The sequence below is a fragment of the Haemophilus sputorum HK 2154 genome, from assembly GCF_000287615.1.
GTDB classification, from domain to species: Bacteria; Pseudomonadota; Gammaproteobacteria; order Enterobacterales; family Pasteurellaceae; genus Haemophilus_A; species Haemophilus_A sputorum.
The window spans coordinates 21,673-45,318 of record NZ_ALJP01000011.1 but is presented as its reverse complement, the minus strand read 5'-3'; the positions used below and the strand labels follow the sequence as shown (position 1 = coordinate 45,318).

31 protein-coding genes are annotated in these 23,646 nt (G+C 40.2%); 26 read left to right on the top strand and 5 right to left on the bottom strand.

Features of this window, described 5'->3' with window-relative positions:
• Positions 1-34 precede the first annotated feature (34 nt).
• Both HMPREF1128_RS06890 and wecA read right to left on the bottom strand, forming a co-directional pair.
• On the bottom strand, positions 35-790 hold the full coding sequence (locus HMPREF1128_RS06890; RefSeq protein WP_007525646.1) for a hypothetical protein: 756 nt from the start codon (positions 788-790) through the stop codon (positions 35-37).
• Between the two features lie 3 nt (positions 791-793).
• Positions 794-1,864, bottom strand: coding sequence for a UDP-N-acetylglucosamine--undecaprenyl-phosphate N-acetylglucosaminephosphotransferase (wecA, locus tag HMPREF1128_RS06885; RefSeq protein ID WP_007525717.1), 1,071 nt, complete (start codon positions 1,862-1,864; stop codon positions 794-796).
• A gap of 148 nt (positions 1,865-2,012) precedes the next feature.
• Between wecA and hemL the strand changes: the two genes are divergently transcribed.
• The 3 genes from hemL (at position 2,013) to menH (ending at position 5,964) form a co-directional block, all read left to right on the top strand.
• Positions 2,013-3,296, top strand: coding sequence for a glutamate-1-semialdehyde 2,1-aminomutase (hemL, locus tag HMPREF1128_RS06880; RefSeq protein ID WP_007525651.1), 1,284 nt, complete (start codon positions 2,013-2,015; stop codon positions 3,294-3,296).
• Positions 3,297-3,499: 203 nt separating this feature from the next.
• Positions 3,500-5,209 (top strand): 2-succinyl-5-enolpyruvyl-6-hydroxy-3-cyclohexene-1-carboxylic-acid synthase, encoded by a 1,710-nt coding sequence (gene menD, locus HMPREF1128_RS06875; protein ID WP_007525766.1) that lies wholly within the window; start codon positions 3,500-3,502, stop codon positions 5,207-5,209.
• Entirely contained in the window at positions 5,209-5,964 is a 756-nt protein-coding gene (menH, locus tag HMPREF1128_RS06870) for a 2-succinyl-6-hydroxy-2,4-cyclohexadiene-1-carboxylate synthase (RefSeq protein WP_007525724.1), read from the top strand. Before menD ends, menH begins: the two co-directional genes overlap by 1 nt.
• A gap of 7 nt (positions 5,965-5,971) precedes the next feature.
• Here the strand turns inward: menH and HMPREF1128_RS06865 are convergent, their stop codons facing one another.
• Both HMPREF1128_RS06865 and HMPREF1128_RS06860 read right to left on the bottom strand, forming a co-directional pair.
• On the bottom strand, positions 5,972-6,334 hold the full coding sequence (locus HMPREF1128_RS06865) for a CrcB family protein (RefSeq protein WP_007525727.1): 363 nt from the start codon (positions 6,332-6,334) through the stop codon (positions 5,972-5,974).
• A 2-nt stretch (positions 6,335-6,336) separates the two neighbouring features.
• Entirely contained in the window at positions 6,337-7,401 is a 1,065-nt protein-coding gene (locus HMPREF1128_RS06860; protein WP_007525764.1) for an MFS transporter, read from the bottom strand.
• A gap of 82 nt (positions 7,402-7,483) precedes the next feature.
• Here HMPREF1128_RS06860 and HMPREF1128_RS06855 point away from each other — a divergent pair, with 82 nt between their 5' ends.
• Together HMPREF1128_RS06855 and murQ are read left to right on the top strand one after the other, a co-directional pair.
• On the top strand, positions 7,484-8,608 hold the full coding sequence (locus HMPREF1128_RS06855) for an anhydro-N-acetylmuramic acid kinase (protein ID WP_007525757.1): 1,125 nt from the start codon (positions 7,484-7,486) through the stop codon (positions 8,606-8,608).
• 10 nt (positions 8,609-8,618) lie between these two features.
• Positions 8,619-9,533, top strand: a complete 915-nt coding sequence (gene murQ / locus HMPREF1128_RS06850; protein WP_007525710.1) for an N-acetylmuramic acid 6-phosphate etherase — start codon at positions 8,619-8,621, stop codon at positions 9,531-9,533.
• 41 nt (positions 9,534-9,574) lie between these two features.
• Here murQ and murJ read toward each other — a convergent pair whose 3' ends face one another.
• Positions 9,575-11,143 carry a murein biosynthesis integral membrane protein MurJ gene (murJ, locus tag HMPREF1128_RS06845; protein ID WP_007525653.1) on the bottom strand — a complete coding sequence of 523 codons (1,569 nt, stop codon included), beginning with the start codon at positions 11,141-11,143 and terminating at the stop codon, positions 9,575-9,577.
• Between the two features lie 342 nt (positions 11,144-11,485).
• Between murJ and rpsT the strand changes: the two genes are divergently transcribed.
• The 21 genes from rpsT to HMPREF1128_RS06740 all read left to right on the top strand — a co-directional run bounded on the left by rpsT (position 11,486) and on the right by HMPREF1128_RS06740 (position 23,622).
• A complete protein-coding gene (gene rpsT / locus HMPREF1128_RS06840; RefSeq protein WP_007525704.1) occupies positions 11,486-11,749 on the top strand; it encodes a 30S ribosomal protein S20 in 264 nt (87 codons plus the stop codon).
• A gap of 218 nt (positions 11,750-11,967) precedes the next feature.
• Positions 11,968-12,396 carry a 50S ribosomal protein L11 gene (gene rplK, locus HMPREF1128_RS06835; RefSeq protein WP_005542594.1) on the top strand — a complete coding sequence of 143 codons (429 nt, stop codon included), beginning with the start codon at positions 11,968-11,970 and terminating at the stop codon, positions 12,394-12,396.
• Positions 12,397-12,400: 4 nt separating this feature from the next.
• Positions 12,401-13,090: a 50S ribosomal protein L1 gene (rplA, locus tag HMPREF1128_RS06830; protein WP_007525720.1), complete on the top strand. Its 690-nt coding sequence runs from the start codon at positions 12,401-12,403 to the stop codon at positions 13,088-13,090.
• 173 nt (positions 13,091-13,263) lie between these two features.
• Positions 13,264-13,635, top strand: a complete 372-nt coding sequence (gene rplN / locus HMPREF1128_RS06825) for a 50S ribosomal protein L14 (RefSeq protein WP_005619403.1) — start codon at positions 13,264-13,266, stop codon at positions 13,633-13,635.
• Positions 13,636-13,645: 10 nt separating this feature from the next.
• Positions 13,646-13,957, top strand: a complete 312-nt coding sequence (gene rplX / locus HMPREF1128_RS06820; protein ID WP_007525706.1) for a 50S ribosomal protein L24 — start codon at positions 13,646-13,648, stop codon at positions 13,955-13,957.
• Positions 13,958-13,974: 17 nt separating this feature from the next.
• Positions 13,975-14,514: a 50S ribosomal protein L5 gene (rplE, locus tag HMPREF1128_RS06815; RefSeq protein ID WP_010128099.1), complete on the top strand. Its 540-nt coding sequence runs from the start codon at positions 13,975-13,977 to the stop codon at positions 14,512-14,514.
• Positions 14,515-14,525: 11 nt separating this feature from the next.
• Positions 14,526-14,831: a 30S ribosomal protein S14 gene (rpsN, locus tag HMPREF1128_RS06810; protein WP_005705950.1), complete on the top strand. Its 306-nt coding sequence runs from the start codon at positions 14,526-14,528 to the stop codon at positions 14,829-14,831.
• Positions 14,832-14,867: 36 nt separating this feature from the next.
• Positions 14,868-15,260 (top strand): 30S ribosomal protein S8, encoded by a 393-nt coding sequence (rpsH, locus tag HMPREF1128_RS06805; protein ID WP_005705955.1) that lies wholly within the window; start codon positions 14,868-14,870, stop codon positions 15,258-15,260.
• Between the two features lie 16 nt (positions 15,261-15,276).
• On the top strand, positions 15,277-15,810 hold the full coding sequence (gene rplF, locus HMPREF1128_RS06800; protein ID WP_007525726.1) for a 50S ribosomal protein L6: 534 nt from the start codon (positions 15,277-15,279) through the stop codon (positions 15,808-15,810).
• Between the two features lie 14 nt (positions 15,811-15,824).
• Positions 15,825-16,178 carry a 50S ribosomal protein L18 gene (gene rplR / locus HMPREF1128_RS06795; protein WP_007525634.1) on the top strand — a complete coding sequence of 118 codons (354 nt, stop codon included), beginning with the start codon at positions 15,825-15,827 and terminating at the stop codon, positions 16,176-16,178.
• 14 nt (positions 16,179-16,192) lie between these two features.
• On the top strand, positions 16,193-16,693 hold the full coding sequence (gene rpsE, locus HMPREF1128_RS06790; RefSeq protein WP_005705945.1) for a 30S ribosomal protein S5: 501 nt from the start codon (positions 16,193-16,195) through the stop codon (positions 16,691-16,693).
• Positions 16,694-16,699: 6 nt separating this feature from the next.
• Positions 16,700-16,876, top strand: a complete 177-nt coding sequence (gene rpmD / locus HMPREF1128_RS06785) for a 50S ribosomal protein L30 (protein ID WP_006250021.1) — start codon at positions 16,700-16,702, stop codon at positions 16,874-16,876.
• Positions 16,877-16,880: 4 nt separating this feature from the next.
• Entirely contained in the window at positions 16,881-17,315 is a 435-nt protein-coding gene (gene rplO, locus HMPREF1128_RS06780) for a 50S ribosomal protein L15 (protein WP_007525702.1), read from the top strand.
• A 3-nt stretch (positions 17,316-17,318) separates the two neighbouring features.
• On the top strand, positions 17,319-18,644 hold the full coding sequence (gene secY / locus HMPREF1128_RS06775) for a preprotein translocase subunit SecY (protein ID WP_007525663.1): 1,326 nt from the start codon (positions 17,319-17,321) through the stop codon (positions 18,642-18,644).
• A gap of 25 nt (positions 18,645-18,669) precedes the next feature.
• Positions 18,670-18,783 (top strand): 50S ribosomal protein L36, encoded by a 114-nt coding sequence (rpmJ, locus tag HMPREF1128_RS06770; RefSeq protein WP_007525755.1) that lies wholly within the window; start codon positions 18,670-18,672, stop codon positions 18,781-18,783.
• Between the two features lie 134 nt (positions 18,784-18,917).
• Complete coding sequence (gene rpsM / locus HMPREF1128_RS06765; protein WP_005599322.1) at positions 18,918-19,274, top strand: 30S ribosomal protein S13; 357 nt, start codon at positions 18,918-18,920, stop codon at positions 19,272-19,274.
• Positions 19,275-19,290: 16 nt separating this feature from the next.
• Complete coding sequence (gene rpsK, locus HMPREF1128_RS06760; RefSeq protein WP_005705959.1) at positions 19,291-19,680, top strand: 30S ribosomal protein S11; 390 nt, start codon at positions 19,291-19,293, stop codon at positions 19,678-19,680.
• A 28-nt stretch (positions 19,681-19,708) separates the two neighbouring features.
• Positions 19,709-20,335, top strand: coding sequence for a 30S ribosomal protein S4 (rpsD, locus tag HMPREF1128_RS06755; RefSeq protein ID WP_005705947.1), 627 nt, complete (start codon positions 19,709-19,711; stop codon positions 20,333-20,335).
• A gap of 66 nt (positions 20,336-20,401) precedes the next feature.
• Positions 20,402-21,391, top strand: a complete 990-nt coding sequence (locus HMPREF1128_RS06750) for a DNA-directed RNA polymerase subunit alpha (RefSeq protein ID WP_007525648.1) — start codon at positions 20,402-20,404, stop codon at positions 21,389-21,391.
• 35 nt (positions 21,392-21,426) lie between these two features.
• Positions 21,427-21,807 (top strand): 50S ribosomal protein L17, encoded by a 381-nt coding sequence (rplQ, locus tag HMPREF1128_RS06745; RefSeq protein WP_007525756.1) that lies wholly within the window; start codon positions 21,427-21,429, stop codon positions 21,805-21,807.
• A gap of 156 nt (positions 21,808-21,963) precedes the next feature.
• Entirely contained in the window at positions 21,964-23,622 is a 1,659-nt protein-coding gene (locus HMPREF1128_RS06740) for a phospho-sugar mutase (RefSeq protein WP_007525747.1), read from the top strand.
• The last annotated feature ends 24 nt before the right edge of the window (positions 23,623-23,646 follow it).

Genomic DNA, 23,646 nt, shown 5'->3' with positions numbered 1-23,646 from the left:
AAACACTTGCCATTTCGTTTTTTTGAATTTCGAATTATTCTGCTTTTTTTCGACCTACGCTGAATAATAAAATCATTATGAGGCTTAATATAAAACCAGCACCTGCACCACCGCCAATCCATTTAATATAATCAAACGGGACAGCCTCAATTTTAGGCATTTGTACAAAACGAAATGCGACTAACTGATTATCAAGCGGAGAAACAGATTGCATCATTTTCAATTTGTTTTCCCATGAAGCATCAATTTTCGATTCAGCTGCCGCTTTGACTTGTTGGAAAAGTGCTTTCCATTTCGCCACTAAATCTTGGTTGAGCTTCTCTTTGGTTTTCGTGTTAATAAAACGAATGTAATCCCCAATTAAACTTTCAGCTTGTAGTGCGCTAAGTGAGCTAACACTAAGCGTGTCATTGGTAAAAGAAATAGATTTTTTGACCGCTTGTACTAATGTAGCAACCGATTTATTTTCTAATGCAGCTTGTTGTTTGATTGGTTCATATTGCGTTAAAAATTCCTGACGAAGTTGAGCGTCATTTACCATTTTTTGGAATTCAGCATAACTTTGCGCGCCAGTTTGAGCTTCAATTTTACTTAAATCGGCGGCATTTTCTGCACCGCTGACTAAACTATAAGTCGATGATAAAGAAAGATAATTACCAAGTTCAGCAGTTTTTGGGGCTTCAAATTTAGTCACGGCTTGCCATTGTGTAGGTAAAATAAGGCTTGCACTGTATCCCACACCAGCACCTACTGCTGTGAGTAATAAAATGGCAAAAAATTGACGAAACATAATTTAATTCTCCTGAATGTATTTTTTTCTTGCGCGGCGTTTCATACGGCGCACAAAACGAGTAATTTTCCAAGCGCGAACGATAGAGTAAGCATAAAGGAAGAACAGTAAAATGAAGCCTAATACCATCATCGATTGGCTCCAGTAATAAATTTCACCCATAACACCAATGGTTGCACAAATGGCGGCCCAGAAAACAATCACGGCAAGCGCTTGGCGTGAAGTCAATCCCGCGCGCATCAATAGGTGATGCAAGTGCAAGCGGTCTGGTCTGAATGGGCTTTTACCTTTTTTAAGACGGCGGAAAATCACCGCAACCATATCAATTAGAGGCACAGCAATGAGCCAGAGTCCAGTGATTGGGCTAATCGCATGGCCTTGACCTTGGGTGCTTAATAGCAACATCCAAATAATAGTAAAGCCGATTAAAGTACTTCCCGAGTCTCCCATAAACACTTTCCATTTTGCACCGAAAACGCTGAGGTTAAACATTGCATAAGGAATCAGTGTGAGGATAATTGCTAAACACCAGTAAGCGATAGCATGTTCTTGGTTTATCCACATCAGTGCACCAATGCCAGCAAAGCTCACGCTAGATAGACCGGCTAATAAACCATCAATACCATCGACCATATTAAAGGCGTTAATTACGCCAATAGTGATGAATACCGTAAAAATTAGGCTGAAAAAGCCAAGTTTAATGCTAAAAGGTGCGATAATCTGCCCAAGGCTTTCGAGTTCCAGACCACTATAAATCATAGCGCCTGCAAGTATGGCTTGGATACCTGCACGTAGTGCAGGGCTGATGTCAAAACGGTCGTCAAGTACACCGATAATCAGCAAAATGGTCATAGAAAGCAGGTAAAGTCCAGGCAGCGGAAGCGTGTCGGCTTGGAATGCATAAAAAGTAAGAGTGCCAAGAAACAGCGCAATGCCCCCAATGAGGGGAATAAAACCTTGGTGGCGTTTACGAAAGTTTGGTTTGTCAATCAATCCAACTTTTTCGGCAACGGGACGCATAAAAATTAAAGTCGCAAAAGAAACGACGACTACCGCTAAAAAAGTGAGCCACATATTCCGTTTTTCTCATTAATGATTATTATGAAAATAGGGCGTCCAGCATAGCATAAAGGGCAAAATTTAAAAAATTCTTTTAGGCAAATTATAGGCTTTTACGTAAAATAGCGGTTAAATTTTAAGATTATTTTGCAAAGGGAAAATTATGTCAAAATCAGCACAACTATTCGAAAAAGCACAAAAGGTCATTCCTGGTGGAGTAAATTCACCAGTACGTGCATTTAAAGGGGTCGGTGGCACACCTGTTTTTATTGAAAAAGCAGAAGGTGCTTATATTACCGATAGCGATGGTAAAAAGTATATCGATTATGTTGGTTCATGGGGCCCAATGGTGTTAGGGCATAACCATCCAGCAATTATTGATGCCGTCTTAAAAGCTGTGCCAAATGGCTTAAGCTTTGGGGCACCAACAGAAAGTGAAATTACCTTAGCAGAATTGGTCTGCAAATTAGTGCCATCTATTGAATTAGTTCGTATGGTTAGTTCAGGCACTGAAGCGACGATGTCAGCTATTCGTCTTGCTCGTGGTTATACAGGGCGCGATAAAATCATTAAATTTGAAGGCTGTTACCACGGGCATTCAGATTCTTTGTTAGTAAAAGCAGGTTCTGGTGCTTTAACATTAGGTCAACCAAGTGGTCCGGGTGTGCCAGCAGATTTTGCAAAACATACTTTAACTTGTACCTATAACGATTTAGACTCAGTTAAACAGGCATTTGAACAATATCCAAATGACATTGCTTGTTTAATTATTGAACCTGTAGCGGGCAATATGAATTGTATTCCACCAAAAGCAGGGTTCTTACAAGGCGTGCGTGAGTTATGTGATCAATATGGTGCTGTTTTTATTATTGATGAAGTGATGACTGGTTTTCGCGTAGCATTAGGTGGCGCACAATCTTATTATGGCGTGAAACCAGATTTAACTACGTTAGGCAAAATTATCGGCGGCGGTATGCCAGTAGGGGCTTTCGGCGGTAAAAAAGAAATTATGGAATTTATCGCGCCAACGGGGCCGGTTTATCAAGCGGGTACACTTTCAGGTAACCCTATTGCAATGGCAGCGGGTTTGGCATGTTTAACGGAATTATCAAAAGCGGGCAATGAAGAAAAATTGGCTGCTCAAACTAAAACCTTAGCTGAAGGATTAAAAGCTTTAGCAGATAAACATGGTGTACCATTTACTGTGCAATATGTTGGCGGAATGTTCGGCTTGTTCTTTACGGAACAACAAGAAATTACGGATTTCCAATCTGTGATGAAATGCGATGCTGCAAAATTTAACCGTTTCTTCCACTTAATGTTAGAGCAAGGTGTTTATTTAGCACCATCAGCTTTTGAAGCAGGCTTTATGTCGCTTGCGCATACGGATGCAGACATTCAAGCGACTTTAGCGGCGGCGGATCGTGCTTTTGCACAGTTGAAATAACGACAAGCGGTTGAATTTTGTAGAAGTTTTGCAAAATAAAATCGTGATGTGAACCGAAAATCTCCATTGAATCTTAATTTAATGGAGATTTTATTTTTTAAAAGTTGTCGAATATGGCAGTTTACTTCAAGTTTTCTCCAAAAATTGCTTAGTTTTTGTTACAATTCTTCCCATTTCCGATTTTAAATAGATTGACAGAAATTATGACGAATATCAGTACTTTTAACCGAACTTGGGCGCGTGTCATTTTAAACGCATTGTTACGCTATGGCGTCAAACACATCTGTATCGCACCGGGTTCTCGCTCAACACCTTTGACTTTAGAAGCAGTATTGCTTCAACAGCAACATCAAGTGACTTGTCATACGCATTTTGATGAGCGTGGGCTTGGCTTTTTTGCATTAGGGATGGCAAAAGCGAGCAATGCACCGGTCGTAGTCATTACAACTTCTGGCACGGCAGTGGCGAATTTATATCCGGCAGTCATTGAAGCAAGTCTTACCCAACATAAACTGATTGTGATTTCTGCGGATCGTCCACAAGAGTTAATTGGTTGTGGTGTAAATCAAGCGATTGAACAACCTGGGATTTTCGCAAATTACCCTGTTGCGACTTTAAACTTACCGAAAGCAAGCCCAGATTATGCACCAAATTGGTTAGTTGGAGCTGTGGAACAAGCTTGTGTCACGCAAAACCAACAAGGTGGTGTTGTGCATATTAACGCGCCTTTTGCAGAGCCACTTTATGAGGCGGATGAATCAGCGATTGGAACCAATCCGTGGTTAAGACCGATTATTAGTTGGTTAAGCAATCCGGAAGCAAAATGGATTGATAGTCAAAAAATTCAAAGCGAAGTTTCTATGCATGCTAACTGGGACTACTGGCGCACTAAGCGAGGTGTAATCATTGTCGGTAAATTGCCAGTTGAGCAAGGGCTTGGTATTAAAAACTGGGCGGAAACTCTCGGTTGGTGTATGTTGACCGATGTGCAATCTTCGGTAGATGCGAGTTTGCCATATGCTGACATTTGGCTTTCAAACAAAATTGTGTTTGATAAATTACAACAAGCAGACATCGTTATCCAATTTGGTACGCAAATTGTCAGTAAACGCGTCAACCAGTTCTTAGAAGCATTTAAAGGCGAATTCTGGCAAGTCGATGAGCATCCAAGCTATCTCAATCCATATTCGCATCAGCAAACGCGTTTTATTTCGAAAGCGCATCATTTCTTGCGTGTTCATCCACCGCTTCGTCAGAAACCGTGGTTGTTTGAACCGTTAGCGTTATCTCAGTTCTGCGGTAAGTTTATTGAAAGTCAAATTGGTGGCGCATTAAATGAAGCTTCACTTGCGCATCACATTCAAGATGTGTTAGCCGTAAATGGTAACTTATTCTTAGGTAATAGCTTATTTGTGCGTTTGGTTGATGCTTTATGTAAATTACCAGAAGGCTACCCAGTTTATACCAATCGTGGCGCAAGTGGCATTGATGGGCTAATTGCAACCATGGCTGGCGTGGCGGTTGCGAGTGAACGTCCGACTGTGGGTGTGGTAGGTGATATTTCTGCCTTACATGATCTAAATTCGTTAGCGCTACTGAGCCAAGTGCAACATCCTAGCATTCTGTTTATTGTGAATAACAGTGGTGGGGCAATTTTCGATATGTTGCCAGTTTCACCAGCAGTTAAAGACCCTTATTATCGCTTATCGCATAATTTAGAATTTGCGCAAGTTGCGGCAATGTTTGGGCTTGAATATATCCGTCCATTTACTTGGGCAGATTTGAAAGTCAAACTGAAACAGGCTTACGGACGTAAAGGGGTAACTGTCGTTGAAATTAAAGTGAATGAGAATGACGGCAGCAACTTGTATAAATCGCTGTTAAAACAAATTTCACAGGCGGAACTTGCCTAATGCTTGCCTATCAATGGCATGCAGAAACTGGGCAACCTATGGTATTTTTACATGGGTTGCTTGGTTCTCAACAAGATTGGCAAGCGGTGCTCACGATTTTGCAAAACTTTCCGCAAATCCGACCGCTTACTATCGATCTTCCCTTACATGGCAAGAGTGTGCAGACACATTGTCATAGCTTCGAACAAGCTCGGGCATTATTGCACCAAACCCTTTCTCAATTGATTCAAGAGCCGTTTATCTTAGTGGGGTATTCGCTAGGTGGACGATTGGCGTTGGATTATCACCTTAATCAGCCAAATCCTTATTTACAGCAGAGTTTTTTAGAAGGCGCGAATATTGGGCTAAAAACGGACGCTGAACGAAATGCGCGTCAGCAAAACGATGCTGCTTGGGCACAACGTTTTTGCAATGAACCCATGCCAGAGGTATTGGAAGCGTGGTATCAACAGCCTGTGTTTTCACATTTAAGCGCAGACAAGCGGTCAGATTTGATTGAAAAACGGCAAAATAATTGCGGTAAGGCGATTGCACAGATGTTAGAGGCAACGAGTTTGGCTAAACAGCCTGATTTTTCCCTTCAATTACCACAGTCAAACATACAATTTATTATTGGCGAGTATGATAAAAAATTTCGGCAGATGGCAGAACAGCATAGCTTGCCGATGCATTTAATTCCTAACGCGGGGCATAATGCGCACTTAGAAAACCCGAAAGCATTTGTCGAAGTGCTTTGCCAAGCGCTTCAAAAATAAAGCGTAATTAGCTTTGTGTTAGCATTTGCGTGAGCCAGATACCTAAAATCGTTAATAACACGCCACCCAAAAGATGAAGACCAAGTGTGAACGCGGCTTCGCCATATTTCCCAATCAATAATTTTTCGCTTAATTCGGCAGAAAAACTTGAAAAAGTGGTAAAACTGCCAAGAAAACCAGTAATAAACAACAATTTTTGATTATCGCCCAATGATAATCCCATCGCTATTCCAATTAAGAAACAACCTAGCCAATTTGCAATGAGTGTGCCTAATGCCACGCTAGAAAATAGTGGATTGAGTACGAGTCCGATTCCCCAACGTAGCAATGCGCCCATCACGGCACCTAATGAAATTAACAAGATATTCATTTTTACACCAAAAATAAGATGGGAATTAAATTCATCACACCCATAGTTGCAATGGCCAGTAATAAACGCGAAGCACCAAAAATAAAACCACGGTTGGTGCCGTTATCAAATTTTACCAACAGATTCGCAATCGCGGTCAGCGCATAAACCTCAATGATAGTAAATACTACCAGATAAGCATAAGCGGTATAAACTGATAAGAATTGCAGGGTAAGAAACCATGGCACAATCATGCCTAATGCTAATAGCGGTGCGACCCAAACCACTTGTGATCGAGTTAAGTTGATTCGGCGAGAGAATTCGCTTTGCAATAATACGGTTAATAAGCCATTAACGAATAATGCAATTGGGGAATGTTCCGGCATACCCAATTTCTGGTCAAATAAAAATGGAAAAAGCACGAAAAATGAAGTTGCAATCGAAAGCGGAATGAACAGCATTAAATGTACTTGTAAAAATGCTTTGGTAATGATTTCTCGAATTTGTGCAAAGCGAAATTTAACCAGTGTTTGAACGGTTTGGATTTGATAAAACGGCTTAATCATCAGTAAAAAAAGAATCAGCTCAATGCTAAAGCATAGCCAAATTAGCCAATCGATATGTTCAGTACGAATAAAAGGAATCACAAGCAATGGAGCAAACATGGAAGACATTGAGGTAACTTTTAAGTATTTACCTTGCAAGCGAGTTTTCTGAGCATATTCTTCTCCAGCAAGTGCAAGTAAACAGGCTTTGGCATTAGTGCCAAATAGGCAACTTCCTAGCCCAAAACAAGTGGTTGCAAGCAGGAGTATTAGGTAGTGGTTTGCGTTTAAGAAGAAAATGTAAGCGACCACATCAAGTAAACAGCCTAACAACATCATTTTCGCTAAACCATAGCGGTCACCTAAAATGCCAGCCAGAATGGCTAAAGCTTGGTTACAGAAAAAGAGCAATGAGAGTGAAAAGGCAATTTCACTATTGCTTAAACCTTTGCCTTTTAAATAAACAAAAAAGACGGTTTGCATTGAAAAAAAGGCCAATGTTGAGAAAAAGCGGCGTATGAGTAATAAATTTTGCAGTGGCATAAATAAGATAAATTTCCGAAAATAAGCACTGATCTTACCGCTTTTCGTTATAATTGGGCAATTTTTAGTTTGAGAGAATCGTATGAAATCGGATTTTTATCTTGGCATGATGTCAGGGACAAGCCTTGATGGTGTGGATTTAGCCCTCATGGATTTTGCAACATTCCCACCAAAATTGACCGCTTGTGAAATGGTCGCCATGCCAGTAGCGTTGAGACAAGCGTTAACGCTGTTATTAAAAGGGGAAACATCGTTACAAAACTTAGGGGAAATCGATCATCAGTTAGGTAAACTTTACGCCGATTGTGTCAATCAGTTTCTCGCTAAAAATGGCTTGAAACCCGAGCAAATTCAGGCGATTGGCTGCCATGGGCAAACGGTATGGCATGCTCCAACAGGGGAAAATCCGTTTACCATGCAAATTGGAGATATGCATTATTTAGCAGCGAAAACGGATATTACAGTCGTAGGGGATTTTCGCCGAAAAGATATGGCAATGGGAGGACAAGGCGCTCCGTTAGTTCCAGCTTTCCATGAGGGTATTTTTGCCGATAAAAATAGGCTCACAGTAGTTTTAAACATTGGTGGAATTTCAAACATTTCAGTATTAGCACCAAATCAACCAACCATTGGTTATGATGTGGGCGTCGGAAATGCGCTATTAGATGCTTGGATTGAGCAACATCAAGGCAAACGTTATGATAAAAATGGTGCTTGGGCGAGTAGTGGTAAAGTATTGGAACCATTATTAGCAGCATTGTTAGATGAGCCTTTTTTCCAACAAACTCCACCGAAAAGCACGGGGCGTGAACTGTTTAATTTGAAGTGGTTAGTGAAGAAAATCGCAAAAGTTTTTCCAAATTTGACCGCTTGTTTGCCACAAGATATTCAAAGAACGTTAGTCGAATTTACTGTGCAAGGTATTGCTCACCACCTAAAATTGCTTAATAGTGAAAAGTCTAACCTTTTACTTGTTTGTGGTGGCGGGGTTCATAACCCATTGATTTTAAATAGATTGTCAGAAATATTGCCTGATTGGACGGTTGCATCGACTTCAGAATACGGACTCGATGCAGACTATGTCGAAGCAGCCGCTTTTGCATGGTTAGCTTATCGTCGAATGCATAATTTACCGAGTAATTTGCCTTCTGTGACTGGTGCAAGTCGAGCTGTCAGTCTGGGGGCTATTTATCCTAAAAATGAATAATGAGAAAAATATGAATAAGAACGCATTATTACAACAACTAAATCAACTAATTACTGAACAGCGTAATCCGAACTCTATGCAATTAGATTCACTTTCAGCACAAGAATTAGTAGCTTTAATTAACCGTGAAGATCAACAGGTTGCTTTAGCCGTAGAAAAGTGTTTACCACAAATTGCCTCAGCGGTTGAAAAGATTGTTGCGGCTTTTGAACGTGGTGGACGATTGGTTTATGTGGGAGCAGGAACAAGTGGGCGATTAGGGGTGCTAGATGCTTCTGAATGCCCTCCAACTTATGGCGTGAAACCAGAAATGGTCGTTGGTCTTATTGCGGGCGGCGATCATGCATTACGCCACCCAATTGAAGGTGCAGAAGATAATGTGCAGCAAGGACAAGCTGATCTTGAGGAAATTGATTTTTCTGCTCGAGATGTGTTGGTAGGAATCGCGGCTAGTGGTCGTACGCCTTATGTGCTAGGGGCATTGAATTATGCGAAACAATTAGGTGCAACCACCGTTTCCATTGCAAGTAATCCAAATAGTAAAATGGCAGAAGTTGCTGATATTGCGATTGAAACCGTAGTGGGGCCAGAAGTATTAACAGGCTCAAGCCGAATGAAATCGGGCACGGCACAAAAGTTAGTATTAAATATGTTAACTACGGCTTCGATGGTGTTAATTGGCAAATGCTACCAAAATTTAATGGTGGATGTTCAAGCAAGTAACGAAAAACTTAAAGCGCGGGCGCTGAAAATTGTGATGGAAGCGACAGAATGTGATAACGAGACTGCAGCTAATGTACTCGCTAAGGCAAACGGACAAGTAAAATTAGCCATTTTGATGCAATTAAGCGGATTAGATGCGTTAGAAGCGCAAAGTCTGTTAGATAAATCAAACGGTAAATTACGCCAAGCGTTAATTAAATAAGAAAAATGGAAGGGGAAACCTTCCATTTTCTCTATTCATTACTACACTCGGAAATCGCGTTTACGAATCCCCAATGCGAATAAGGCACCAAAATAACAAATGGCAGCTAAGACAATCAACCATGCTAACCAATAAACTTTTGTGAAGGTTGCCATACTATGCCAGCCTTCTAGTGCTGGAGAGAAATAAGACACTGCTGCACCCATTAAGCTAGCAGCAATCGCCACTTTTAAGGTGAAGAAACCTGTTTTGCTTGAAAGCTGATAAATGCCTTGTTTATGTAACTGACGATATAATAATGAAGCATTAATGGCTGCTGATAATGCAGAGGCCATTGCTAATCCTAAATAACCAAAAGGAATAGCTAACAAGCCAAAACACATGTTACTGGCGGTCGCAATGAGTCCGATTTTTACAGGTGTCTTGGTATTCTGATTAGCATAAAATCCGTTAGCTAAAATGCTAATTAACATATAGCTATTAAGCCCTAAGCACATAATCCATAATGCATGTGAAGTTGAAACAACATCAGCAAGGGTAAATTTTCCTCGCATAAAAATGGTCATAATCATGGGTTGTGCTAAAACAGCAATGCCAATCATCGCTGGAATGCCAAGTAATAGCACCATGCGAATACCCCAATCTAGCGTATTTTGAAAATCTTCACGGCGTTGTGTTTCTGCTAAATCTTTTTGTTTTGCGATTTTAGAGAGTGTTGGTAACACGACGGTGGATATGGCAATACCGAAAATTCCAAGTGGGAATTCAATTAAGCGATCAGAATAATAAAGCCACGTAATTGAACCTGTAATAAGAAAACTAGCAATGACTTGATTCAGTAATAGATTGATTTGTGTGACAGAAACACCAAATAATGCGGGGAGCATTAAGGTTCTAACTTTTTTCACGCCTTCATCATTCCATGCCCATTTAGGTTTTACCAGTAAACCGGCTTTTTTCATAAATGGAATTTGGAATAAAAATTGTAGCAAACCACCTAAGAAAATCCCCCAAGCAAGTGCCACATCTGGGCGTTCAAAATAGTGAGCACCAAATAGAGCCATCCCGATCATCGCGATATTAAGTAAAACTGGGGAGAATGCCATGACCCCAAATTTACCAATAGTATTTAGTACCGCACCAGAAAGCGCCACGAAAGTAATAAACCAAAGGTAGGGGAAGGTGATTTTTAATAGTAGGGAAGCTTGCGTAAATTTTTCAGCATCTGCGCCATCATTTAGCCAATCAATAAACCAACCAGTACCAAAAAGCGCAGCAACGACGGGAGAGGCAACCATCGCAACCAAAGTCACAAGCGTGACAATCATTCCTAATGAACCAGAAACCTTAGCAACAAATTCGCGCGTTTTATCTAGGTCATTTTCGGCATTGTATTCAGCTAACACAGGAACAAAAGCTTTAGAAAACGCACCTTCAGCAAAGAGGCGTCGTAGAAAGTTAGGAATACGGTTGGCAAATAAAAAGACATCGGAAACCGCACCAGCACCGAGCACTCCAGCGACAATCATATCGCGGACTAAACCCAAAATACGGGATACTAATGTTAATGCACTAACTAACACGCCTGATTTTAATAATTTTTTGCTCATAGAATTCTCTGTATAAGAAAGAAGCTTCTTTGGGTTTTCACTTTTTCTTGGTTTTTCGTGGCCATTAAATCTTCGGGTATCCTCTTTATATTAAAGGAAATAATAGTTAATTGAGATAAAGGGATATTACACGATCACAAAATAGATCCGAATTTTATCAGTTTTTTTATAGGAAAATCAGAAAAAAACTGATAAAATCTCGCCCTATCGTTTTCTGGCAAAGAAAAACGGTGTTATTTTCAAGCACGTGTCTCGTTGAAAATGAATTAAAAACTATCGATAGCAACATAAACCAATGTTTATGTTTTAATTATTTAACACAGATATTTTAGGAGTTTGACCTTGGCTAATATCAAGTCAGCAAAAAAACGTGCGGTTCAATCTGAAAAACGCCGCCAACATAACGCAAGCCAACGCTCAATGATGCGTACTTACATCAAAAAAGTATACGCAGCAGTAGCAACTGGTAATAAAGCAGCTTCAGAAGCAGCTTTCGTTGAAATGCAAAAAGTTGTAGACCGCATGGCGTCTAAAGGTTTAATCCACGCTAACAAAGCTGCTAACCACAAAGCAAAATTAGCAGCGCAAATCAAAAAATTAGCATAATTGGATTTTGCAAATTAAAAAAGAAAACCGACCGCTTGGTCGGTTTTCTTGTCATTGCATAGAAAATTTTTGCTTGAAAAGCGGTCAAATTTTCTATACAATTTGCAAATTATTACGCACAGGGAAACTTGTGCATATTTTTGTGTAGCACATCGTGCTTTTTATCATCGGGGAGCAAGTCAAGCTTGCGTTATCACCCACTTAGAGGAAACTTAAAAATGGCAAAAAAAGTCCAAGCATACGTTAAGTTGCAAGTTGCAGCTGGTATGGCTAACCCATCACCACCAGTTGGTCCTGCATTAGGTCAACAAGGTGTGAACATCATGGAATTCTGTAAAGCATTCAATGCTCGTACTGAGAGCTTAGAAAAAGGTTTACCAATTCCAGTTGTTATCACTGTATATGCAGACCGTTCATTTACTTTCGTCACTAAAACTCCACCAGCAGCAGTGTTATTGAAAAAAGCTGCAGGTATCAAATCTGGTTCAGGCAAACCGAACAAAGATAAAGTGGGTAAAGTAACTTTAGATCAAATCCGTCAAATCGCTGAAACTAAAGCAGCAGACATGACTGGTGCGACTATCGAAACTAAAATGAAATCAATTGCTGGTACTGCTCGCTCAATGGGCTTAGTGGTGGAGGAATAATACGATGGCTAAATTGACTAAAAAAATGAAAGCAATCAAAGCTGGCGTAGATTCTACTAAAGCATATGAAATCAACGAAGCAATCGCAGTATTAAAACAATTCGCGACAGCTAAATTCGTTGAAAGCGTTGATGTTGCAGTAAACTTAGGGATTGACCCTCGTAAATCAGACCAAAACGTTCGTGGTGCAACAGTATTACCACACGGAACAGGTCGTACAGCTCGCGTAGCAGTATTCACTCAAGGTGCAAACGCAGAAGCAGCGAAAGCAGCAGGCGCAGACTTAGTGGGTATGGAAGACTTAGCTGAAGCAGTGAAAAAAGGCGAAATGAACTTTGACGTTGTTATCGCATCTCCAGATGCAATGCGCGTTGTTGGTCAATTAGGTCAAGTATTAGGTCCACGTGGCTTAATGCCAAACCCGAAAGTTGGTACTGTAACGCCAAACGTTGCTGAAGCAGTTAAAAATGCAAAATCTGGTCAGATTCGTTACCGCAATGATAAAAACGGTATTATCCATACCACTATCGGTAAAGCGGATTTCTCACCTGAGCAATTAAAAGAAAACCTCCAAGCATTGTTAGCAGCTTTAACTAAAGCTAAACCAACAACAGCAAAAGGTATTTTCATTAAGAAAGTAAGCATCTCTACTACTATGGGTGCTGGTGTTGCGGTTGATCAAGCATCACTATAGTTTCTAAATAAAAGTGAAAAGACCGTACGTTTAGACGATACGGTCTTTTTATTGCAGAAAAATGCAATAATCGTTGCTTTTAAAGCAACTCGCTGATAGAATTATAAGACTGCCTGCATTGGGTAGGCAGGTTCGTCCCGAAAGGGTGTTTTTTTATTTAACGGAGCACTAATATGATCCAAGAACAGACTATGCTGGATGTTGCTGATAACTCAGGGGCTCGTAGCGTAATGTGTATCAAGGTTCTAGGTGGATCGCACCGTCGTTACGCTGCAATTGGCGACATTATCAAAGTAACCGTAAAAGAAGCAATTCCACGCGGTAAAGTAAAAAAAGGTGATGTGTTAAAAGCAGTTGTTGTGCGCACCAAGAAGGGTGTTCGTCGCCCAGATGGCTCAGTTATTCGTTTCGATGGCAATGCTTGTGTAATTTTAAACAATAACACTGAGCAACCAATCGGTACTCGTATTTTTGGACCTGTGACTCGTGAACTTCGTTCTGAGAAATTCATGAAGATCATTTCATTAGCTCCAGAAGTACTGTAAGGGGAATGTAATGGCTGCTAAAATCCGTCAAAATGATGAAGTAATTGTTCTTGCTGGTAAAGACAAGGGCAAACGTGGTAAGGTAACTCAAGTGTTACCAAACGGTAAAGTTATCGTTGAAGGTGTTAAAATTATCACTAAACACGAAAAACCGGTTCCTGCTTTAGGCAAAGCTGGTGGCTTAGTGAAAAAAGAAGCTGCGATTGATGCGTCAAACGTTGCAATTTTTAACCCTAAAACAAATAAAGCTGACCGTGTAGGTTTTAGATTCGAAGACGGCAAAAAAGTACGTTTCTTCAAATCTAATAATGAAATTATTTAATTAACTGGAGTAATGCGATGGCGAAACTGCATGATTACTACAGAGATACAGTAGTTAATGAATTAAAAGCTAAATTCAACTACTCATCTGTCATGCAAGTCCCACGAATCGAAAAGATTACCCTGAATATGGGTGTGGGTGAAGCATTGACCGACAAAAAACTTTTAGATAACGCAGTAGCGGATCTAACAGCAATCAGCGGTCAGAAACCTTTAATTACTAAAGCTCGTAAATCAGTTGCTGGCTTTAAAATCCGTCAGGGATATCCAATCGGATGCAAAGTGACCCTGCGTGGCGAACGTATGTGGGAATTCTTTGAAAGATTGATTACTATCGCTGTTCCACGTATCCGTGACTTCCGTGGTTTAAGTGCGAAGTCATTCGATGGTCGTGGTAATTACAGTATGGGTGTTCGTGAACAAATCATTTTCCCTGAAATCGACTACGATAAAGTAGATCGTGTACGTGGTTTAGATATTACTATTACCACAACAGCGAAAAATGACGAAGAAGGTCAAGCTTTATTAGCGGCTTTCAATTTCCCATTCCGTAAATAAGGTAGGTTATCGTGGCAAAACAATCAATGATTGCACGTGATGTAAAACGTGCGAAATTAGCTGATAAATTCTACGCAAAACGTGAAGAATTAAAGAAAATTATCTCATCTGAATCTGCTTCAGATGAAGAGCGTTGGGCAGCAGTGTTGAAGTTACAAACACTTCCACGTGATTCAAGCCCAATCCGTCAGCGTAATCGTTGCCGCCAAACTGGTCGTCCACACGGTGTACTTCGTAAGTTTGGTTTAAGCCGTATTAAGGTTCGTGAAGCTGCAATGCGCGGCGAAATTCCAGGCCTTAAGAAAGCAAGCTGGTAATAACCTCTTTTAATTTGGAATCATGGGAGTAAATACATGAGCATGCAAGATCCAATCGCAGATATGCTGACCCGTATTCGTAACGGTCAAGCTGCGAATAAAGTTGCAATCAGTATGCCTTCATCTAAGTTAAAAGTTGCTATTGCAAGCGTTTTAGCTGAAGAAGGTTATGTTGAGAGCTTCAAAGTTGTTGAAGGTTCAAAACCTGAGTTGGAAATCACTTTAAAATATTTCCAAAATAAACCAGTAGTAGAAAGTATCCAACGCGTAAGCCGTCCAGGTCTTCGTATTTACAAACGTAAAGACGAATTACCAAAAGTTATGGGTGGTTTAGGTATCGCAGTTGTTTCTACATCTAAAGGTGTTATGACCGACCGTGCTGCACGTCAAGCAGGTCTCGGCGGTGAAATCATCTGTTACGTAGCATAATAGAGAGGTAGGAAAAATGTCTCGTGTTGCAAAAGCACCTGTTAATGTTCCTGCCGGTGTTCAAGTTACATTGAACGGTCAGCTATTAACAGTTAAAGGTAAAAACGGCGAGTTATCTCGCGAAATTCATAATGCAGTTGAAGTAAAATACGAAGCTGATACATTAACTTTTGCACCTCGTGAAGGTGTTGTAAACGCAGATGCTCAAGCAGGTACTGCGCGTGCATTAGTTAATGCAATGGTTATCGGTGTTACTGAAGGCTTTACGAAGAAATTGCAATTAGTTGGTGTTGGTTACCGTGCACAAATGAAAGGCAACGTAGTTGCTTTAAGCTTAGGTTTCTCACACCCGGTAGAACATACGTTGCCAGCTGGTGTAACTGGTGAATGTCCATCACAAACTGAGATTATTCTCAAAAGTGCAGACAAACAGTTAATCGGTCAAGTTGCAGCTGATATTCGTGCATATCGCCGTCCAGAGCCTTATAAAGGCAAAGGTGTACGTTATTCTGATGAAGTTGTACGTACTAAAGAAGCGAAGAAAAAGTAAAGTAAGGTAACACTATGGATAAGAAAGTAGCTCGTATCCGTCGTGCAACCCGTGCACGTCATTTAATGAGAGAGCAAGGTGCTACACGTTTAGTTGTGCATCGCACACCGCGTCACATCTATGCGCAAGTAATTGCACCTAATGGCTCAGAAGTACTAGCAGCAGCTTCAACTGTTGAAAAAGTAATTAAAGAGCAAGTTAAATATACCGGTAATAAAGACGCCGCTGCAGTAGTTGGTAAATTAGTTGCAGAACGTGCTTTAGCTAAAGGTGTACAAGCGGTTGCATTTGATCGTTCAGGTTTCAAATACCACGGTCGTGTGCAAGCATTAGCAGACGCTGCTCGTGAAGCTGGTCTACAGTTCTAATAGAGGAATTTGAGATGTCAAACATCGAAAAACAAGCTGGTGAACTGCAAGAGAAGCTAATCGCGGTTAACCGTGTATCAAAAACCGTTAAAGGTGGTCGTATCATGAGTTTCACTGCTTTAACAGTAGTGGGCGATGGTAATGGTCGTGTAGGTTTTGGTTACGGTAAAGCACGTGAAGTTCCGGCAGCGATCCAAAAAGCGATGGAAAAAGCTCGTCGCAATATGATCAATGTAGCTTTAAACGAAGGTACATTACAACACCCTGTTAAAGGTTCACATACAGGTTCACGCGTATTTATGCAACCAGCAAGCGAAGGTACAGGTATCATCGCGGGTGGTGCAATGCGTGCTGTGTTAGAAGTTGCAGGCGTTCGTAACGTTCTTTCTAAAGCATATGGTTCAACCAACCCAATTAACGTTGTTCGTGCAACAATCGATGCACTTGAGAACATGAAATCACCTGAAATGGTTGCTGCAAAACGTGGCAAAACAGTTGAAGAAATTTTGGGGTAATTGAATATGGCAAAAATTAAAGTAACTCAAACTCGTAGCTCTATTGCTCGTTTACCGAAACATAAAGCAACGTTAAAAGGCTTAGGTCTTCGTCATATTCGTCACACCGTAGAACTTGAAGATACACCAGCAGTACGCGGTATGATCAATCAAGTATCTTATATGGTTAAAGTGGAGGAGTAATAGAATGCGTTTAAATACTCTTTCTCCGGCTGAAGGTGCTAAGCACAGTGCTAAACGTTTAGGTCGTGGTATCGGTTCTGGTTTAGGTAAAACTGGTGGTCGTGGTCATAAAGGTCAAAAATCTCGTACAGGCGGCGGTGTTCGTCGTGGTTTCGAGGGTGGTCAAATGCCTTTATACCGTCGTTTACCAAAATTTGGTTTTACTTCATTAAAATCATTCCGTGTTGCAGAAATTCGTTTAAGCGACTTAGCAAAAGTAGATGGCGATGTAGTCACATTAGAAGCATTAAAAGCAGCGAACATTATTACTAAAGATATTTTATCTGCAAAAGTTATTCTTTCAGGTAAAGTAGAAAAAGCAGTTAAAGTTCAAGGTTTAGGTGTAACTAAAGGTGCTAAAGCTGCTATCGAAGCTGCTGGTGGTTCTATCGAGGAATAATAGATGGCAAAGCAACCAGGGTACCAAGGTAGTACACAAAAAGGGACTGGCGAGCTTAAATCAAGATTGTTATTTGTTTTAGGTGCGTTAATCGTTTTCCGTATCGGTTCTTTTATACCTGTTCCTGGCATTGATGCTTCTGTTTTATCCGAGCTAATTAAGCAACAACAAGGCACCATCATTGACATGTTTAATATGTTCTCTGGTGGTGCATTAAGCCGAGCGTCTATTTTTGCGTTAGGTATTATGCCTTATATTTCGGCATCAATTATTATTCAATTATTGACTGCCATTCACCCTCCTTTAGCTGAATTAAAAAAAGAAGGCGAAGCAGGGCGTCGTAAAATTAGCAAATATACGCGTTATGGCACATTGTTATTAGCGTTTATTCAGTCTATTGGTGTTTCCATAGCGCTTCCTAATATGCAATCTGGGTTAGTAGTTAACCCAAATATGTTATTCTATATCACTTCTGTTATTAGCCTTGTAACTGGAACAATGTTCTTAATGTGGCTTGGTGAGCAAATTACAGAACGTGGTATTGGTAACGGCATTTCCCTCATTATTTTTGCCGGTATCGTTGCAGATTTACCTTCAACAATTGGGCAAACAATTGAGCAGGCAAGAGCAGGTGATCTTTCACCTATCGTGTTATTACTCATAGCTGTAATTGCATTCGCAGTAACATATTTTGTTGTGTTCGTAGAACGTGGACAAAGAAGAATCGTAGTAAACTATGCAAGTCGCCAACAAGGTAGAATGATGGCACCTGCAAGATCATCTCATTTACCATTAAAAGTAAATATGGCAGGGGTTATCCCAGCAATTTTTGCATCAAGTGTTATTTTGTTCCCTGCAAGTATTACGCAGTGGTTTGGACAAAGTAGTGAAGGCTTTGAGTGGTTATTTGATTTATCTCAGTTACTACAACCAGGACAACCACTTTACATTGTATTATTTACAATGGCAGTGATTTTCTTTGCTTTCTTCTATACTGGTATGCAGTATAATCCTCGTGAAACGGCGGATAATTTGAAGAAATCAGGTGCGTTTGTACCAGGTTATCGACCAGGCGAACAAACATCTCGTTATATTGATAAAGTAATGACGCGTTTAACCTTAATTGGTGCGCTATATATTGCTTTTGTTTGTTTGGTTCCTTATATCGCTATATCATTATGGAAAGTACCATTCCAATTAGGTGGTACTTCACTGTTAATCGTAGTGGTAGTTATTATGGATTTCATCGCACAGGTTCAAAGTCATATGATGTCATTACAATATGATTCTGTGTTGAAGAAAGCCAATTTAAAAGGCTTAGGGCAATAGACCCTTAGATCAGAAAGGATAAGCAATGAAAGTTCGTGCTTCAGTAAAAAGAATGTGCCGTAACTGTAAGGTTGTTAAACGTGAAGGTGTTGTTCGTGTAATTTGTAACGACCCTAAACATAAACAACGTCAAGGTTAATAGTATATTTCTTGCAAAGAACCCGCTGAGCAGGTATACTGCTCAGCTCATTCGTCCTGATATACTGTTTGAGTATCCTGAAACGGGCTTTTCAAGATCAGTATATCAATAAACTTAAATAATAGGAGTGCATAGTGGCCCGTATTGCAGGCATTAACATTCCTGATCAAAAACACACTGTAATCGCATTAACTGCAATTTACGGTATCGGTAAAACTCGTGCAAAAGCTATCTGTGCTGCAACGGGTATTGCTGAAGATGTAAAGATCAGAGAATTGTCTGAAGAGCAGATTGAAAAACTGCGTGAAGAAGTTGGTAAATTTACTGTCGAAGGTGATTTACGTCGTGAAGTAACTTTAAGCATCAAACGTCTTTTAGACCTTGGTTGCTACCGTGGTTTACGTCATCGTCGTAGTTTACCAGTACGTGGTCAACGTACTAAGACTAATGCGCGTACCCGTAAAGGTCCACGCAAACCGATCAAAAAATAGTCGGAGTAGATAAATAATGGCTAAAACACCAGTTCGCGCACGTAAGCGCGTTAAAAAACAGATTGCAGATGGCGTAGCTCATATCCACGCATCTTTCAATAACACAATCGTTACCATCACTGACCGTCAAGGCAACGCTCTAGCTTGGGCAACTGCTGGTGGTTCAGGTTTCCGTGGTTCTCGTAAATCAACTCCATTTGCTGCTCAAGTTGCTGCAGAGCGTTGTGCAGAAATGGTTAAAGAATTTGGTTTAAAGAATTTGGAAGTTATGGTTAAAGGTCCGGGTCCGGGTCGTGAATCAACAATTCGTGCATTAAATGCAGCGGGTTTCCGTATCACGAACATTACTGATGTGACTCCGATTCCTCATAACGGTTGTCGTCCACCGAAAAAACGTCGCGTTTAATTGACGTTAGAATAATTGGAGAAAGAAAATGGCAAGATATTTGGGTCCTAAGCTCAAGCTAAGCCGTCGTGAAGGTACTGATTTATTTTTAAAATCAGGCGTTCGTGCGATTGAATCAAAATGTAGAAATCGTCTTGATGTAGCCCCTGGTCAACATGGTGCTCGCAAGCCACGTTTATCTGACTACGGTAGTCAGTTACGTGAAAAACAAAAAGTTCGCCGTATCTATGGTATCTTAGAACGTCAATTCCGTAATTACTATAAAGAAGCTAACCGCTTAAAAGGTAATACAGGTGAGAACTTATTAGTATTATTAGAAGGTCGTTTAGATAACGTTGTTTACCGTATGGGTTTTGCTGCAACTCGTGCTGAAGCACGTCAGCTTGTTAGCCACAAATCTATCGTTGTAAACGGTCGTGTAGTAAATATTCCTTCATTCCAAGTTTCTGTTGATGATGTAGTTGCTGTTCGTGAAAAATCTAAAAAACAAGCACGTATTAAAGCATCGTTAGAATTAGCAACTCAACGTGAAAAACCAACTTGGTTAGAAGTTGATGCAACTAAAATGGAAGGTGTATTTAAACGTACTCCTGAACGCTCTGACTTATCAGCAGACATCAATGAACATCTGATCGTTGAGCTTTACTCTAAATAATAGTTAATTGTTAAAATTATATTTTTTATTTAGTAGTAATAAGCTTAAAAACAAAGAGAGGATAAAATGCAGGGTTCTGTGACAGAATTTTTAAAGCCGCACTTAGTGAATATTGAACAAATTAGTTCAACTCACGCAAAAGTGACTCTAGAGCCGTTAGAACGAGGTTTTGGACATACGTTAGGTAACGCACTTCGACGCATTTTACTTTCGTCAATGCCAGGTTGTGCCGTTACTGAGGTTGAGATTGATGGTGTATTACATGAATACAGCAGCAAAGAAGGCGTACAAGAAGATATTCTTGAAGTATTACTAAACCTAAAAGGTCTAGCGGTAAAAGTGCAAGATAAAGATGATATTATCTTGACACTAAATAAATCTGGAATTGGCCCTGTGACTGCAGGCGACATTACACATGATGGTGGTGTTGAGATTGTTAATCCTAACCATGTTATCTGTCATTTAACAGATAAAAATGCTACAATTAGTATGCGTATTCGCGTACAACGTGGTCGTGGTTATGTTCCAGCATCAGCCCGTGTACATACTCAAGATGATGATCGTCCAATTGGGCGTCTACTTGTAGATGCTCGTTTTAGCCCAGTAGATCGTATTGCTTACAATGTAGAAGCTGCACGTGTTGAACAGCGTACGGACTTAGATAAGCTCATCATTGAGATGGAAACAAATGGCACAATCGATCCAGAAGAAGCCATTCGTCGTGCTGCAACCATTTTAGCAGAGCAATTAGACGCATTTGTTGATTTACGTGATGTTCGTCAACCGGAAGTGAAAGAAGAAAAACCGGAATTTGATCCGATTCTTCTTCGCCCTGTAGATGATCTTGAATTAACAGTTCGTTCTGCTAACTGTTTGAAAGCAGAGACAATTCACTATATCGGTGATTTAGTACAACGTACAGAAGTTGAGTTATTAAAAACACCTAACCTCGGTAAGAAATCACTTACTGAGATTAAGGATGTATTGGCTTCTCGTGGTTTATCACTCGGTATGCGCCTTGAGAATTGGCCACCAGCAAGCATTGCTGAAGACTAATTTTAGGTAATAGATTTTCTAAGAAGGATATAGGTATGCGCCATCGTAAGAGTGGACGTCAATTAAACCGTAACAGCAGCCATCGCCAAGCGATGTTCCGTAATATGGCAAGTTCTTTAGTTGAACATGAAATCATTAAAACAACTTTGCCTAAAGCTAAAGAGTTACGTCGTGTAGTTGAACCATTAATTACTTTAGCAAAAGAAGATAGCGTTGCAAACCGCCGCTTAGCTTTTGCTCGTACTCGCAACGTAGAAACCGTTGCTAAATTATTCAATGAATTAGGTCCACGTTTTGCACAACGTGCGGGTGGTTACACTCGTATTTTAAAATGTGGTTTCCGCGCAGGTGATAACGCGCCAATGGCTTACATTGAGCTTGTTGATCGTCCTGAAGTTGCAGAAGCAGCAGAATAATTCTTTATAAAGCCCGGCATTGTTCGGGCTTTATCTTTTCTATTATCACCCTCCATTTTTCCATTTAGGTCAAACTTTTTATAATTAATGATTCAAATCTTCCTCTTTTTCCGTTAGTCTATCGTGAACTATTCGTTAAATCATAGGGGAATTATTATGAATGCACTTTTTAGCAAAGCTCAAGATTGGTTGAACCAAGATCCCGATCAAGAAACTCGTGCAGAGTTAGAACAATTGCTTTCACAAGCAAAATCAGGAAATGCTGAAGCACAGGCAGAATTAACAAATCGTTTTGATGGACGTTTGCAATTTGGTACAGCAGGCTTACGCGGTCGTTTACAAGCAGGCTCTATGGGAATGAACCGTGTCTTAGTTGCTCAAGCAGCTGGTGGTTTAGCCGCGTATTTAAAAGACTACGATAAAACCCCTTCAATCGTAATTGGATATGACGGCCGTAAAAACTCAGATGTATTTGCACGTGATACGGCTGAAATCATGGCTGGTGCGGGCATTAAAGCATATTTATTACCACGCAAATTACCAACACCTGTTTTAGCTTATGCAATTCAATACTTTGATGCAACAGCAGGTGTTATGGTAACTGCTAGCCACAACCCACCAGAAGATAACGGTTATAAAGTTTATTTAGGTAAAGAAAATGGTGGTGGTCAGATTGTTTCACCAGCAGACAAAGACATTGCAGCATTAATTGATAAGGTTGCAGCGGGTAATATTGCTGATTTACCACGTAGCCAAGATTTTACTATCTTAAATGATGAAATTGTTGATGCATATATTGCTAAAACAGCAAGCCTTGCAAAAGAGCCTAAAGCAGACATTAACTATGTATATACAGCAATGCATGGTGTAGGTTATGAAGTGTTAAGTAAAACCCTTGCGAAAGCAGGTTTACCACAACCGCATGTTGTTGCAGAGCAAGTTTGGCCAGATGGTACATTCCCAACCGTAAACTTCCCTAACCCGGAAGAGAAAGGCGCATTAGACTTAGCAATTAAAGTAGCTAAAGAAAATAATGCGGAATTCATTATTGCAAATGACCCAGATGCAGACCGTTTAGCCGTAGCTGTTCCAGATGCGCAAGGTAACTGGAAACCTCTTCACGGTAACGTGATTGGTTGTTACTTAGGTTGGTATTTAGCAAAACAATATCATGCACAAGGCAAAAAAGGCGTGTTAGCATGTTCATTAGTTTCTTCGCCAGCATTAGCGGAAATTGCGAAGAAATATGGTTTTGACTCAGAAGAAACTTTAACTGGCTTTAAATATATCGGTAAAGTAAACGGTTTATTATTCGGTTTCGAAGAAGCATTAGGTTACTTAGTAGACCCAGATAAAGTACGCGATAAAGACGGTATTTCAGCAGCAATCGTATTCTTAGATTTAGTACGTAGCCTCAAAAAAGAAGGTAAAACACTTGCAGACTATGCAGCAGACTTTACAAAAGAGTTTGGTGCTTATGTAAGCGGTCAAATTTCTATCCGTGTTAGCGATTTATCTGAAATTGGTAAATTGATGAGCGCATTACGTAATAATCCGCCAGCAGAAGTGGGTGGTTTCAAAGTGGCTACATTCTTAGATCATACTAAAACTGACCGTCAAAGCGATATTTTAGTATTCGTGTTAGAAAATGGCAGCCGTTTAATCGCTCGTCCATCAGGTACAGAACCGAAAATTAAGTTCTACTTAGATGCGCGTGGTACTGATCCGAAAAATGCAGATGAAGTATTAGCACAATTCGATGAAAGCGTACGCATTCTTCTTCGTCAAGAACAATATGGTAAACAAGATTGCTAATTGCAAAATAAGTAAGAAAAAACA